Here is a 13,628-nt window from a genome sequence, read left to right on the forward strand (position 1 = left end):
TACTTTGAAAGGAGGAGAGCCGATGGCGACTCCGATCCAGCAAGCTACTCCCTTATCCAACCAAGACGCGTTCCGCTCCGGGATGCGCGCCGGTATCCCGGTCGCGGTCGGTTATATTCCGATCGCGATCGCGTTTGGTCTCCTCGCCAAATCGTTCGACATGCCAAACGTCATCACGTTGGCCATGTCGTTATTCATCTTTGCCGGTGCGAGCCAATTCATCGGTATTCAATTGATCATGGCCGGTTCGATGTATTGGGAGATCGTCTTGACGACGTTCATTTTGAACTTGCGCCATTTCCTCATGTCGGCCTCGCTGTCGCAACGGATCGAGACAACCTCGAACCGTTTCCTGGCTGCCATCGCGTTCGGGGTGACCGATGAGACGTTCAGTGTCGCCTCGACTCGGAACGAAGCGACACGTGGCCATTTTGTCCTCGGTTTGAACTTGATCGCCTTTTTCGCTTGGAACGTCGGGACATGGATCGGCGTATTTCTCGCTTTCGGCCTCCCCCAGTCAGTCCAGGCGAGCATGGGCATCGCCTTGTACGCCATGTTCATCGGATTGCTCGTCCCATCGCTTACGCGAAAACCGGTCATCGTCGTCGCGGCGCTTGCCGTCGTGACCCAAGTCGTGCTCTATTGGGGTGTCGCCCCGTTCATTCCGCTATCATCGGGTTTGAGTATCATCATCGCGACAATCGTCGCCGCCGGGGTCGGCGCCCTGCTTTATGAACAGGAGGGCGTAACATGATCAGTCTGTTCCTGCTCGTCCTCGCTATGGCGCTCGTCACGTACGTCCCGCGGCTCGTGCCGCTCCTTTGGCTGCGCGACTTGAAGTTACCGCCGCTCTTGAAGCGCTTCTTGTTGTTCACGCCGTATGCCGTGCTCGCGAGCTTGATTTTCCCGGGTATCCTCTATTCGACGAGCAGCCTGTCGTCAGCCTTGGCCGGAGGCGCCTTCGCGACCGTGCTCGCCTTGCTGCGCGTCAACTTGATGCTCGTCGTGCTCGGTGGCATCCTCGGGGTGTACGTCGTCGAAACGTTCATCTGACAAACAGGTCTGTCTCCGCGGAGACAGACCTGTTATCGTTTAGGCGGACAACGCCTCACGGCGCAGCTGAACGAACACATCGACGAACGCCGCGTCCCATTGGATGCCGCGCCCGCTCTCTAAAATCGACAGCGCCTTCTCGACAGGCATCCCTTGCCGATACGGACGGTCTGACGTCATCGCGTCGTAGGCGTCAGCGATTGCCATGATGCGGCCAAAGAGCGGGATGGCTTCACCGGACAATCCGTCTGGATAGCCGTTCCCGTCGATTCGTTCATGGTGTGACCGTACACCCGTCATGAGTGGCTGAAGTGAGACCGGCAACGTGATCTGATTCAAAATATGAATCCCGATTGTCGGATGCTCTTGAATTTGGGCGAACTCGTGATCTGTCAACTTTCCTTCTTTCAACAAAACGTCGTCACGAATCCCGATCTTCCCGATATCATGAAGCAACGCCGATTTACGGAGCAACTCGATCTGCGCCTGCGGTAAACCTAACGCGTATGCCAGTTCGACAGAATAGGCGGCCACTCGTTCCGAATGGCCGGCTGTGTAGGAATCACGGGCGTCGAGTGTAGCCGCGAACAAGACGAACAAGCTGTTCAGCAGTTGCTCGTTTTCGTCCTCGCGTTCATTGACGTTCTTCACCAGCTGATTGAACCCGTTCACCAGCTGCGAAAACTCATCAGCATACGGGTTATCGATCGGTTTCAGCTCGCCGGCATCGAGCTGTTCGACCCCTTGTGTCAACGTGGCAAGCGGACGCTTGATGTTGTCGTATAGGAGCAGACTACTGAACGTCGCGACACCGATGATGACGACTAAAATCAAAGCCGCCCACTGCCAATATGCGTCGACTTGCTCGACGGTCGACAGTTGGACGCCCGAAGCGAGAATGAACAACATGACCGGAAACACCCCGATGACGAGCATACTGATCAAAAGCTTCGTCCGGACGCTAATTGACTGGTACGACGCCTGGAGTGGGGTATCGTACAGCTGCTCACTTTGATCTTGTAAATGAAGCAACAACGGCTCGACCGACCGATACGTCAAAAAGAACTCGATGAGCGCATGTAAAATCGCGATCAATACCGCCCCAAAAGCCGCCATTCCAATCAAACGATACGGCAAATCGATCCAGTTTTGTTGAATCGCCAATGCGGTCAAGCTCATGGACGAAACTGAAAGACCAAATAAATGAGGTCCTAGTATGCGCTTTACCGTCAACGTCGGAAAGTGACTCGTCTGATCGAACGCCTGTTGAAGCGCCTCATAACTAGGCGCCTCACTTCGAAAGACGCTCCGAATCGGCCGGATGTGACGCCGATACATCAGTAATTCGAGACTGATCATGACGACAACTGAGACCGCCATGATCGCAAACAAAGACATCACTTCAGCACGGGACAGTTCGAGCGTTTGGAAGATGAACAGACCCCCGACACCGAACACCGCGATTCCTGAACCGACGATATAATTCATGATTAACGTATTTTGAAAGCGTTCAAACACTTTGACCCCTCCTATTCTTCACCGACTTCTCTCATTCTGTTTATCGACCAAAAATCACCCTTTTTCACAGCGCAAAAAAAAGCGAGCCTCTCACTAGAGAGACTCGCTCAGTTCACTGATTATGGACGACGTGGACCTTCGTTGTCGTCGGGTGAACGGTTATCTTCTGGCGTGATGTTTTCATGGAACGGGTTCGGCTCTGGACCGTCCACGTTCGTCACATCCGTTGTCCGATTCGTTTCACGTTTCAACTCTTGTTTCGTTTGATCCGCTTCACGTTTCGACTGATCGATACCTTGCTTCGCCTGTTGCTTCGCAGCTTCAGCTTCTTGATTCATTTGTGCTTTCTCTTGTTCGAGACCCTCTTTTGATACTTCCGTCTCATCGATGCTCTTCTCAGCTTTTTTCAAGTAGCGAGCTGCTGTTTCACGTCCACCGAGACCGAAGGCAAGGCCGAACGCAAGGGCGACAGCACCAAGGATAAGCAGGAACGCCGTATTGACGATCATCGGCGCGATGCCGAGCTGGCTGATGGCCATGAAGAAGGCGATCCCGAGAATCGCATACTTCGCGACGTGGCGTAGTACGCTCGGTTGACCTGACGCATCGACGAGCACGCTGCCGACGAGACGCTCTGCCATATTGGCGAGCCAGAAGCCGACCGCCAAGACGATGATGGCTGCAATGACCATCGGCAAGTAAGCAAAGATTGCAGTCGCGAGCGAGGCCATGAAGTCGAGGTTGGCGACTTGCAGAGCTTCCGACACGAACAACAAGATGATGATGATTTGAACGATCGTGCCGATTACTTGAGCAATCGACGTCGATGATGTCGAACGTCCACCGAGACCCATCTTGCTTGCGAGCGAGTTGACGCCCAAATTCTCAAGAAGTGATACGACCACCCCTTTGAGCCATTTGGCAACGAACACACCAGCGAGAATCAAGACGATTGCGACGATGATGTTCGGAATCATGGCCAAGACATTGTTCAACATGGAGATGGCAGGGTCTGAGATGCCTCGAATGTCGAGTGCCTCAAGTGCTGAAATTGTGACCGGGATCATGATCAAGATGAAGACGACCGTACCGACCGCTTTCGCAAGGCTTGACCCTTTCACATAATCTTCCAAGTGAAGTTTCTCGGCAAACTTGTTGAGTCCTGCCGCTTCCAAGAACTTCGTCAAAATATCGCGGACAATTTTCGCGACGATATAACCAATCGCAAAGATGAGTGCCGCTGCGACGAGTTTCGGAATGAAGGCGAGGAAGCTGTTCAACAAGTCTTCAAACGGTCCACTGATGCCTCGGAGACCGAGCGCGTCAAGGACGGCAGGAAGTGCTAGCAACAACACCAAGTAGAAGACGATGTTTGCGACCGTGTCGACCCATTTCGTCTGGTTGACACTTGTCGACTCCTGACCTGTCTTCTCCATCAACTTGCTCAAGTTGAGGCGATGACCAGCCATTTGAATCGCTTTTTTCAAGAGCGTCGCGATAATCCAGGCGACGAGTAGAATGAGACCTGCTTTGACGACTCCGGTAATTAAACCTGAGAAGCCCTCATAGATTTGGCTAAACGGCTGCGTGATCGCTGGCACGTTCATAAATTCGAAGATGATTAAGAATGCGAGAAGTAATACTCCAAAGAAGACGATTTTCGCGATGATCCGTTCAGGTGTCCACCGCTTTTCTTCTTTTCCGGCTTTTTCCGGCTCTCCTTCTTGCTTGACACCAACACGATCGTCGAGGCGCGCTTTACGTAGCGCTTTGCGCGTCACGTTTTCCAGAACTTTCGCCAAAATAAAACCGACGACAAGGACAAGAAGTGCAAGCAAGAGCTCTGGCAACCAAGACATGAACGTGTTGAAATTATACGTTGTATCGTTCATCCGACATCTTCCTCCAATCTCTTTTGAAATGATTATTATTTATTTGACTCCCTTTATAAATACCAACATTTTCATATGCCTAAACATAGACAATTCTTATCCCTGAATAAATATTAACTGGAAAAATATTTTTTAAGGAAAATTTTACCTTGATAAACAAGGCGTGTCTTTCTAGTTCAAATATGATACGAATTAAGAAGAAGTCTTTTTAAGGAGGAGTCAAGATGAACATCGCCCTGATTGCCCACGATAAGAAAAAAGATGATTTAATCGTACTCGTCAAAGCCTATTCTCACGTATTAGAGAAACATCATTTGTTCGCGACGGGAACGACCGGAAAACGTGTCGCCGAAGCGACGGGACTTCCGGTCCATTGCTTTAAGTCGGGACCGCTCGGCGGTGACCAAGAAATCGGCGCCTCGGTCGCCCGTGGAGAGATGGATATGATCATCTTCTTCCGCGACCCGTTGACCGCCCAACCCCACGAGCCGGACGTGAGTGCATTGATGCGCCTCTGTGACGTCTACTCGATCCCGCTCGCCACAAACATGGGCGGAAGTGAAATCTTGATTCGTAGCATCGAACAAGGCGACTTTGAATCGCTCAAACTTTCCCATAACGACGAACCGCCTGTATGACCATTTTATATAGAAGAGAGGAATTGTCCTGAACCCACATGTATCGAACGACCCGACCGTACAGCAATTTTACGAACAAGTGCGAACGCATCTGTCTGAACTGTTAGACGACAACTCAACAGCGGAGCGCTTGCTCAACAGTTTGGCCGGGTATATTCAACAAGCAGAAAGAAGCGGTCAATCCCTCGACGGCCTGACGAGTCAAGACCCACGCGCCTATGCGATGTTCTTGATCGAAAAACCAAAAACGAACGACGAGTATCGTCGCCGTTACCGCTCCATCATCGAGCAGTCAGGCGAACTTAAAATGCATGAGAAGGTGCAAGCGAACCGTGAGTTCGACTGGGCCGTCGAGCGGTTGAACGAGACGCAGCTCGAACTCCAAGACATCGAAAAGCGTGACGTCTCGTTTCTCGCCTACACAAAAATCGAGGCGATCAAATCGTCTCGCCGCATTTGGAACCAGTTCGGCTGGCTGCTCGGCATGATTATCGCGTTCGCCTACGCCAACCTGCTGCTCGTCATGGACGACTTGTTCAGTCTGCGGCTGTTCAGTGCACCGACGGCCTCGTATCCACTCGATTACTTCGCCTTCGTGCTGCCGGTCTTACTGACCGGTGCCGTCTTCGGTTTACTGACGCGCTTCCGTCACCACTTTCAGACGATCGGACGCCGCATCTTGTTCGCACTGCTCATCATTCTCGTGTATGTCGGCTTCGTGATCCTGATTCAACCGCTCCTGTTCACGCTCGGATGGTCGTTTTTGATTCAATTGACGCCCATCTACGCATTAGTGTTGTTAGCGATCAGCGGCTTCATGGCGCTGTGGACACTCGCCGAGTTTGTCTGGAAGAGCACGCGTTGCCATCTAGGGAACGATACGATGACCATTTACTATTAATGACGCCAGTCTCAGATGAGATGGCGTTTTTTGTTTGAACATTCGCCAGAACGGAAATTACTAATACCGTGACGTCAATTTAATCGAAAGACGAGATGATAAAGGGGGCAGACCATGTCAGACCGTAAAATGATTGGGTTATTTCATAGCGAGCAAGAAGTGATGGACAAAGTGAACGAACTCAAAAAGGCCGGGGAAGCGGAGAAAAATATGCATGTCGTAGCCAAGCGGAACGGGGAAATTTCCGCATTGCGCGATCACACCGACGTGAACGCCGAGTCTGGGATTCGCGATGTCAATTGGTTAGACCGCGTCAAAGCATTCCTTCACGGCAGCGACCGGATTCGCGATGAGCTGCGTAATATGGGTCTTAGCGATGCCGAGGCAGAGGAATACTATTCAGCCATCGACGACGGCAAACTGTTGCTTTACGTTGATAAACATTCGTACGAGCGCTATCCGAATATGTATAAAAAAGACAGTGAACTCGACCACGATCAAGGGGAAAAGGCAGACGGGATTGCATTCGACGCCAAACCGTTCAATGATCATGATGAAAAACCACGCGGTACGAAAGAAGATCCGATTGTACGGGGACATTCCGGCTTAGAGGACCATCGCCGATTATAAGGAGGAGACAACCATGAGTGAGAAACGATTTATTAGCATGTATGACACGCAAGAATCGGCTCTAGGAAAAATCGAAGAGCTACGTGTCAAAGGATACAAAGACTCAGACATATACGTCGTCTCCAAACATGAGGACAGCGTCTCGATTTTGCGCCGTAAAACGGACGTGCACACCGAGGCCTCACACGATACAAGTTGGTTCGACAAAGTCCGTTCATTCTTGAGCGGCCACGAAGACGTTCACGCCGGGCTCCGCAACATGGGACTGAGCGAAGAAGAAGTCAACCGCCATTACAGCGACGTCGAGGCCGGCAAGATTTTGATCTATGTCGATGAAGACTACGAACGCCGTCACAATGAAAGTTTGACAATCGATTCGGCGCCTTACAACGAGTCGAAGCACGATACAGGCCATCAAGGACATCATACCGCTGACGGTTTGGAAGTCGATTCGAAGCCTTTTAACGAATCCGCACCAGACAACCCGAACCGGGCCGTCGATCAAGAACAAGACACGCTTGATGAAAAATCCAAACTGAACGATAAAGAAGCGAAGCTTCGCGGGCTCGATGACCGAGCGTTACGCAACGATGTTGAAGATCCAGACAACATTCGCCGCTTTTAATGGACAGAAAAGAGGAACCTGACACATGATGTCAGGTTCCTCTTTTTTTACGTCAATCGATTTTTTGGTTCTTTCCCTTCAAGTACGTTGACGATGGCTTCTCGGTTGAGCGCCATCATCGAGAGGCGCGTCTTGATCGTGGCGCTGCCGATATGCGGGAGCGTCGTGACGTTCGGAAGCGTCAAGAGCGGATGGTCCATCGCCACCGGTTCTTTCGCGAACACGTCGAGCCCCGCTGCCCAAATTTGCTTGGCTTTCAACGCCTCGTACAGTGCCGACTCATCAATGATCTCGCCGCGGGCGACATTGATGAAGACGGCCGTGTCTTTCATTTTGGCAAACTGGTCGGCGCCGATCATGCCACGCGTCTGTTCGGTGAGCGGTGCGAGCACGACGACGAAATCCGACTGCTCGAGCAAGTCATCGAGTTCGGCGTAGACGAATCCGTACATCGACTCCGATTCATGACGACGCGTCCGGTTATGGTACAAGACGTCCATGTCAAAGCCGCGGGCCCGGCGTGCGACCGCCTCGCCGATGCGTCCCATCCCGATAATCCCGAGCTTCGCCTGATACAGGTCCATCCCGACGTAGCCCATCGGTGTCCACGATTTCCATTCCCCCGCCCGCAAGTCACGTTCTGCCTCTCCGAGCCGGCGCCCGGTCATCATCATGAGTCCGAACGCGAGGTCCGCTGTCGTCTCGGTCAAGACGTCCGGTGTGTTCGTCACGACGATGCCGTGCTGTTTTGCCGCTTCGATGTCGATGTTGTTATAACCGACGGCCAAGTTCGAGATGACTGCGAGGTCAGGCGCCTGTTCGATCAACTCGCGGTCGATCGTGTCGCTGAGCATCGTCCATAGCGCATGAGCCGATGCTGCTTCTTTCAACAAGACGTCACGCGGTACGCTCACCGCCTCTTCGTCCCACATGCGGACGTCATACTTGTCTCGCAGCGGCGCCACTGCTTCTTCTGGCAGACGTCGTGTGATGTAAATTCGTTTCTTCATATCCATTCCCCCTGTTCTCTCTCATCGTAACAAACTTCGAATCACGATTTGTCTTTCGACATCGGATTCTCTTTTATGAACTGATCGAACAATGAACTAAAGTCACTGTTGAGCAGTTGCTCGATCGTCTTCGAAGAGTCCATCGCATTGCGATACGCGACTTCATTGATAGCAAGGCCGATTGCCCAGGTGATCCCGGATGCCACTGTCGCATTGATCACGCTCGCCGCCGCGTTCGCACCCGGGAAGAACTTCATGACGTTCAACAACAGCGTCTTCGAAAGCGTCCGTCCGATTTGCGGGATGATCGTGCTGCCAATCAACGTTTTCAACATGTCATCGCTCGCTTTGACGCCCCAATAACGGAACAAGTGGACGCTCATCGTCACTTGGATCGGTGTCAACGCGATGGCATCCGCGAACGGGAGTGGCACGGCAGCAGCCGTCCCAGCACTCGCGACATAGCCCGAGATGATCCGGTTCGCCTTCTTACGTTTCAGCTTGAGCATCGCTTCGCTCTCCGCGTGAATCTCCATGAGCAATCCTTCTTGAAGTGACTGGTCGAGCTGTTCGACCGACCATGTGACGAGACGTTCCCAGTCAAGGTGGTCCCGAAGTTCAGCATCGTTCAATAACTCACCGGCGACACTCACCTGAAAAATTGCGTCTTCCGGTACGACTCCAGCCAATTCGTTTCGCAGCGCCGTCAATTCATCCATGTCGACTTGATCGATTTGCGTCAATAAGACTGCGACCGAAGTGACGTCGTTCAACTGTTTGATCAGCGTCCGATCGAGCGGTGTGACCCGTTTCATCGAGGCGTTGATGGCGTACCAGACGAGGTGCATCTGCTCGGCCGCAGGTTTTGTCTGCGCCCGTTCGACGAAGCCGATGACTTCGTCGGCATACGCCTGTTGGCGCTCACTTCCGATCTCGTACCCTTCACTATCATAGAGGACGATCGCGATGTCATCACTCATGAACTGGTGGATTCCACGCGTCACCGGCTCGCCGGCCGCCACTTTCGTCAAATCGCGACCGAACACATGGTTGACGACCGAGCTCTTCCCAGAACCGGTCGCACCGGCGATCAATATGTTTGGTTTTTTGACTTCGCCCCGCAGGCGACCTAACTCCTCTTTCAAATCGTACGTATCTAAATTAAATGGCACTTTTTTCTCCATATGACTTCCTCCTCATTGCTTGAGCGTACGCCCAAGCTGCTTCATCTCGTTCTCGAATCCACGTTGCACGTCCTGAACGATCGCTTGCCTGACCGTCTCATACTGTTGGTCGATGGCTTTTTTGATGCCTCGCTCCGCCGTCCGACGCTTGAACGCCCAGTAAATGAAATGAATGCCAGGAATCATCCCGAGCACCATCTTTCGAATCGTCCGCTTAAATGAATAATCAAAGCCGAGTTCGACCCGGCGCGTCTTGAAACCGACGTCCGCCTTTTTGCCGACGAGCGGATAGCGCTCCATCAGTTGAATGTAATGACGGACCCCCTGCGCCATCGCTTCTTCCGTCGTGAGCGCGGCCTGTTCGAGCGTGCTCTCCAAATCTTTTTCGATTTGACGCGCTTTCCAGCTAATCATCGCTTGCGGAGTGATTATCCGAATTTTTTCAGCCGAACGGTAACTGCGGTCGCGCCACGCTTCGAGCTCGTCCAATAAATGCCGGGTCAAGTTGAGCGGTAATTTCCGCTCGACATCCTGCCAGAGGTTCGTTCGGTTCCGCTGCCAGACCGCCTCATAACCGAGCGTCGGTACGACTTGTCCGCTCAGCAGCTTTTTCTCGACACTGTTCACTCGGATCATGGCGTCACGATTGATGCCAAGTTCTCGCATCAAGACGTCTTCCATCGCCTCGGCTTTCTCCACGTTCATCGCGCTGTCCGGATTATAGTTCGTCAAGATGATGGTGACGTTGCTCTCTTTCGCGTAAAGCGGCTTCAAAATCGCCTCGAGCTCATACGTTTCGACACGACCTGAGTTGATTGACAGCAAATAATAAATCGTGTGGAACCAGTCAGCGATGTCGAGTGCCCCTTCCCGCTTATTGACGACGGCGATGACCGCTTCATGCCATTCTTCAGACCGGTCGGCTTCAAGTCCCCACGTATCAAAAAAGCGGAACAAGATCCCGCGTTCAAGATCGTAATACTCGTATTCGTGCAGGCCTTCTGCCGTCACCGGGCTGCCCGCCCGTGACTCGGCCACGTCACGTCCGTAAATATAGTTCAAGAAGGCGCTCTTGCCGACGCCTGTTTTTCCCGCGATCAATATGTTCGAGACAAGCCCCGTGTTGTCCATATGGTTCCCCCTGCAGTCGTTGTATAATACCATTATACTAAACGGCCGCTTTTGAAACGTCCGACGGAAGGATGAGACGCATGCTTCACCACGTAGAGCTCTATGTTTCTGACCTGAACAAAAGTTTAATCGCTTGGGATTGGCTCCTCACAGAGCTTGGGTATACGGTATACCAACAATGGGAACACGGAAAAAGTTATCGTCATGGTGAGACGTACCTCGTCTTCGTTCAAACCGAACCGGCATACCTCGAACCCTCGTACCATCGGAAGCGAACAGGACTGAACCACCTCGCCTTTCACGCTGAATCGGTGGAGCAACTCGAATCTTTTCGCAGTCGCTTGTCCCGTTACGGCTTCAACGAGCTGTACGCCGACCGTTTTCCGTATGCGGGCGGTCCGAACTACGTCGCGCTCTATTTCGAAGACCCGGACCGCATCAAAGTCGAACTCGTGGCAACGATGTGAACGGATACAAATCCTCTCATCAAAAGTTTGTGAAAACAATTGCAAACTTTTTTAAGACCTCCTAGACTTAAGTTGTCTAAAGGAGGTCTTATTCAAATGGAAAAACAAGTTATCGATTATATGGAAGAAGCCGCCCATAAAAAAGCGACGCTGCTTCGTCACTCGTTCGCTCAATACGCACTTCGTTCAATCGTCGCCGGTTTTTTGATCGGGATCGGGGTCGTCTTCGCATTTACGGTCGGAAACATGTTTATCGATGTACCAGGGACGATTCTGTTTGCCGGCATGAGTTTCTCGGTCGCACTCGTCTTTATCGTCTGGATGGGCGGAGAGCTGTTCACGAGCAACACGATGTACTTGTATACCGGTGCGAAGCGTGGACGTGTCGCATGGAGCGATCTCGTCAAAGTATGGGGCATCAGTTGGGTCGGCAACTTGGTTGGCGCATTGTTGCTCACTGTACTCGTCATCGGCGCCCACAGTATGGGTGAGGTCGGTAGCGACCATCTCTTATCCGTCGTCGCCGCGAAAAAGATGAGCGGTGACGCACTCGCTATTTTCTTAAAAGGAATCCTCTGTAACGTACTCGTCTGTATCGCCATCTTCATGCCGCTTAAGACGCAAAACGACGTCGCCAAAATCATGTTGACGATGCTCCCGGTCGTCGTCTTCTTCGCCGCCGGTTTCGAGCACTCGATTGCCAACATGGGTATCTTCGGGCTCGCCCTCTATTATGCGCCGTCTGAAGCCATCAACATCGGGCTCGCACTCTATAATCTACTGTTTGCCACACTCGGCAACATCGTCGGGGGCGCCTTGTTCGTCGCCGGCACGTACCTCCATTTGAACGCAAAACCTGGGACGGCGAACGTGGAAACGCTCCGCCAGAACGCATAAAAAGACAGGGGCCCCGATGCAGGGCCCCTGTTGTTGCGTAAATGATTATTTTGACGAATCGGCAGCGGCGACTTGAACCGTACCTTCTGCGACTTCGTCCTCGTCGACGTCCCAACATTCCGTGTTCTCGATGCCGAGCTTACGGGCCGAGAAGCGTGGGTTGAGACCTTGGGCCCGTTGCTCTTCGTAGTCACGAAGTACTTTGAAGGCAACACCGCCGAGAAGCGAGATGGCGACTAAGTTGATGAGCGTCATACCGGCCATGAACAAGTCGGCGAGACTCCAAACGAAGCCGAGGCTCGCGACCGAACCGAGGAAGACAAAGCCCATTGTGAGAAGGCGGAAACCGAAGACAGCGCCTTTACTCTTCTTGATGAACTCGATGTTCGTCTCACCGTAGTAGTAGCTACCGACGATCGAGCTGAATGCGAACAAGAGGACACTGACGGCGATGAAGCCAGGTGCCCAAGCACCGATTTGCTCAGCCAACGCGTTTTGAAGGAGTGCGATCCCTTCACCGTTACCAGCCGCGTAGCTGTCCGAAAGGAGGACGATAGCCGCTGTCGCCGTACAGACGATCAACGTATCCAAGAACACACCGAGCGTCTGCATGAAACCTTGTTTCGCCGGGTGTGACACTTCTGCTGCCGCTGCTGCGTTCGGTGCCGAACCCATACCAGCTTCGTTCGAGAAGAGACCACGACGGACACCCATCATGATAGCCGCACCGACCGAACCGCCAAACGCTTGCTCGATTCCGAACGCGCTCTTGAAGATCATGCCGAGGACGGCTGGCATTTCTGTGATGTTCACGACGACGACATAAAGAGCGACGATCAAGTAAAGGACAGCCATGATCGGTACGACGATTGCCGAGAAGTTCGCGACACGTCGGACGCCACCGAAGATGACGAGACCCGTCAAGACGACGAGGATAGCGCCACCGACTGCAGCTTCGAGACCGAACGCGTTATCAAACGCTGCTGCGATCGTGTTCGATTGTACCGAGTTGAAGATAAGACCGAACGTGAATGCGATCAATACTGCAAAGATGATACCAAGGACGCGGTTGTTGAGCCCTTTTTCAATGTAGTAAGCTGGACCGCCGCGGTATGCGACGTCGTCTTTTACTTTATACACTTGAGCGAGCGTGCTCTCAATCATCGCGGTAGCGCCACCGACGAGGGCGACGATCCACATCCAGAACACTGCTCCCGGTCCACCGAGTGTGATCGCGACCGTGACCCCGGCCAAGTTACCAGTTCCGATTCGCGTTGCCGCTCCGATGAAGAACGACTTCGCCGAGCTGATGCTCTTACTATCTGTGGCATCTGATTTTTCTGTGACGACACGGAACATCTCTTTTAAGTAGCGGAACTGCATAAACCTTGTCTTGACCGTAAAGTAAATCCCGGCCCCAATCAATCCGACGATAAGCACGTACGACCATAAGATGTTGTTTAAAAAGTCGACGCTTCCTTGTAACAAGTTTTGTACAGCTTCCATGAATAAGTTCCTCCCTGTTGTGGAAATCTAAGTTGAAGATTTTTTTATGATGTCTTAGTTCTGAATTATACAAAGATTCTGACAATTAGCAACAATTTTTTTATAGGTGAGTTCACAAAAAATTCACATGATACACAACAAAAAGACTGAAAAACCAACACTTAAAGCGCTTACAT

The 13,628-nt window shown here is 52.2% G+C and carries 14 protein-coding genes; 8 read left to right on the forward strand and 6 right to left on the reverse strand.

The window, feature by feature from the left end; all coding sequences use genetic code 11:
* Positions 1-22 precede the first annotated feature (22 nt).
* Entirely contained in the window at positions 23-754 is a 732-nt protein-coding gene (locus tag EVJ28_RS04235; RefSeq protein ID WP_131457852.1) for an AzlC family ABC transporter permease, read from the forward strand.
* Positions 751-1,053: an AzlD domain-containing protein gene (locus tag EVJ28_RS04240; RefSeq protein WP_131457853.1), complete on the forward strand. Its 303-nt coding sequence runs from the start codon at positions 751-753 to the stop codon at positions 1,051-1,053. Before EVJ28_RS04235 ends, EVJ28_RS04240 begins: the two co-directional genes overlap by 4 nt.
* Before the next feature lie 39 nt (positions 1,054-1,092).
* On the opposite strand, the gene EVJ28_RS04245 is transcribed toward EVJ28_RS04240, so the two are convergent.
* Together EVJ28_RS04245 and EVJ28_RS04250 are read right to left on the reverse strand one after the other, a co-directional pair.
* Positions 1,093-2,571, reverse strand: a complete 1,479-nt coding sequence (locus tag EVJ28_RS04245; RefSeq protein ID WP_131457854.1) for an HD domain-containing phosphohydrolase — start codon at positions 2,569-2,571, stop codon at positions 1,093-1,095.
* A gap of 119 nt (positions 2,572-2,690) precedes the next feature.
* Positions 2,691-4,463, reverse strand: a complete 1,773-nt coding sequence (locus EVJ28_RS04250; RefSeq protein ID WP_131457855.1) for a mechanosensitive ion channel — start codon at positions 4,461-4,463, stop codon at positions 2,691-2,693.
* A gap of 224 nt (positions 4,464-4,687) precedes the next feature.
* On the opposite strand from EVJ28_RS04250, the gene EVJ28_RS04255 reads away from it, so the two are divergent.
* The 4 genes from EVJ28_RS04255 (at position 4,688) to EVJ28_RS04270 (ending at position 7,257) form a co-directional block, all read left to right on the forward strand.
* Positions 4,688-5,101, forward strand: coding sequence for a methylglyoxal synthase (locus EVJ28_RS04255; protein WP_016507946.1), 414 nt, complete (start codon positions 4,688-4,690; stop codon positions 5,099-5,101).
* Between the two features lie 79 nt (positions 5,102-5,180).
* Positions 5,181-6,002 carry a hypothetical protein gene (locus EVJ28_RS04260; RefSeq protein WP_131457856.1) on the forward strand — a complete coding sequence of 274 codons (822 nt, stop codon included), beginning with the start codon at positions 5,181-5,183 and terminating at the stop codon, positions 6,000-6,002.
* Between the two features lie 114 nt (positions 6,003-6,116).
* Positions 6,117-6,632, forward strand: coding sequence for a YflT domain-containing protein (locus EVJ28_RS04265; protein WP_131457857.1), 516 nt, complete (start codon positions 6,117-6,119; stop codon positions 6,630-6,632).
* A 13-nt stretch (positions 6,633-6,645) separates the two neighbouring features.
* The gene (locus tag EVJ28_RS04270; RefSeq protein ID WP_131457858.1) at positions 6,646-7,257 is read left to right on the forward strand and encodes a YflT domain-containing protein; all 612 of its coding nucleotides are present in this window, start codon (positions 6,646-6,648) and stop codon (positions 7,255-7,257) included.
* Between the two features lie 47 nt (positions 7,258-7,304).
* Here the strand turns inward: EVJ28_RS04270 and EVJ28_RS04275 are convergent, their stop codons facing one another.
* The 3 genes from EVJ28_RS04275 to EVJ28_RS04285 are packed head-to-tail and all read right to left on the reverse strand — an operon-like array spanning position 7,305 to position 10,582.
* Positions 7,305-8,267, reverse strand: a complete 963-nt coding sequence (locus EVJ28_RS04275) for a 2-hydroxyacid dehydrogenase (protein ID WP_131457859.1) — start codon at positions 8,265-8,267, stop codon at positions 7,305-7,307.
* A 41-nt stretch (positions 8,268-8,308) separates the two neighbouring features.
* Positions 8,309-9,451 carry a YcjF family protein gene (locus EVJ28_RS04280; protein WP_131488065.1) on the reverse strand — a complete coding sequence of 381 codons (1,143 nt, stop codon included), beginning with the start codon at positions 9,449-9,451 and terminating at the stop codon, positions 8,309-8,311.
* A 12-nt stretch (positions 9,452-9,463) separates the two neighbouring features.
* Complete coding sequence (locus tag EVJ28_RS04285) at positions 9,464-10,582, reverse strand: GTPase (protein WP_131488067.1); 1,119 nt, start codon at positions 10,580-10,582, stop codon at positions 9,464-9,466.
* Between the two features lie 80 nt (positions 10,583-10,662).
* Between EVJ28_RS04285 and EVJ28_RS04290 the strand changes: the two genes are divergently transcribed.
* Together EVJ28_RS04290 and EVJ28_RS04295 are read left to right on the forward strand one after the other, a co-directional pair.
* On the forward strand, positions 10,663-11,049 hold the full coding sequence (locus EVJ28_RS04290) for a VOC family protein (RefSeq protein WP_070328049.1): 387 nt from the start codon (positions 10,663-10,665) through the stop codon (positions 11,047-11,049).
* Positions 11,050-11,145: 96 nt separating this feature from the next.
* Positions 11,146-11,946, forward strand: a complete 801-nt coding sequence (locus EVJ28_RS04295) for a formate/nitrite transporter family protein (RefSeq protein ID WP_131470220.1) — start codon at positions 11,146-11,148, stop codon at positions 11,944-11,946.
* A gap of 45 nt (positions 11,947-11,991) precedes the next feature.
* On the opposite strand, the gene EVJ28_RS04300 is transcribed toward EVJ28_RS04295, so the two are convergent.
* Complete coding sequence (locus EVJ28_RS04300) at positions 11,992-13,452, reverse strand: alanine/glycine:cation symporter family protein (protein ID WP_131488069.1); 1,461 nt, start codon at positions 13,450-13,452, stop codon at positions 11,992-11,994.
* Positions 13,453-13,628 lie beyond the last annotated feature (176 nt).

Source organism: Exiguobacterium sp. SH3S3 (assembly GCF_004337115.1).
Taxonomy (GTDB): Bacteria; Bacillota; Bacilli; order Exiguobacteriales; family Exiguobacteriaceae; genus Exiguobacterium; species Exiguobacterium aurantiacum_A.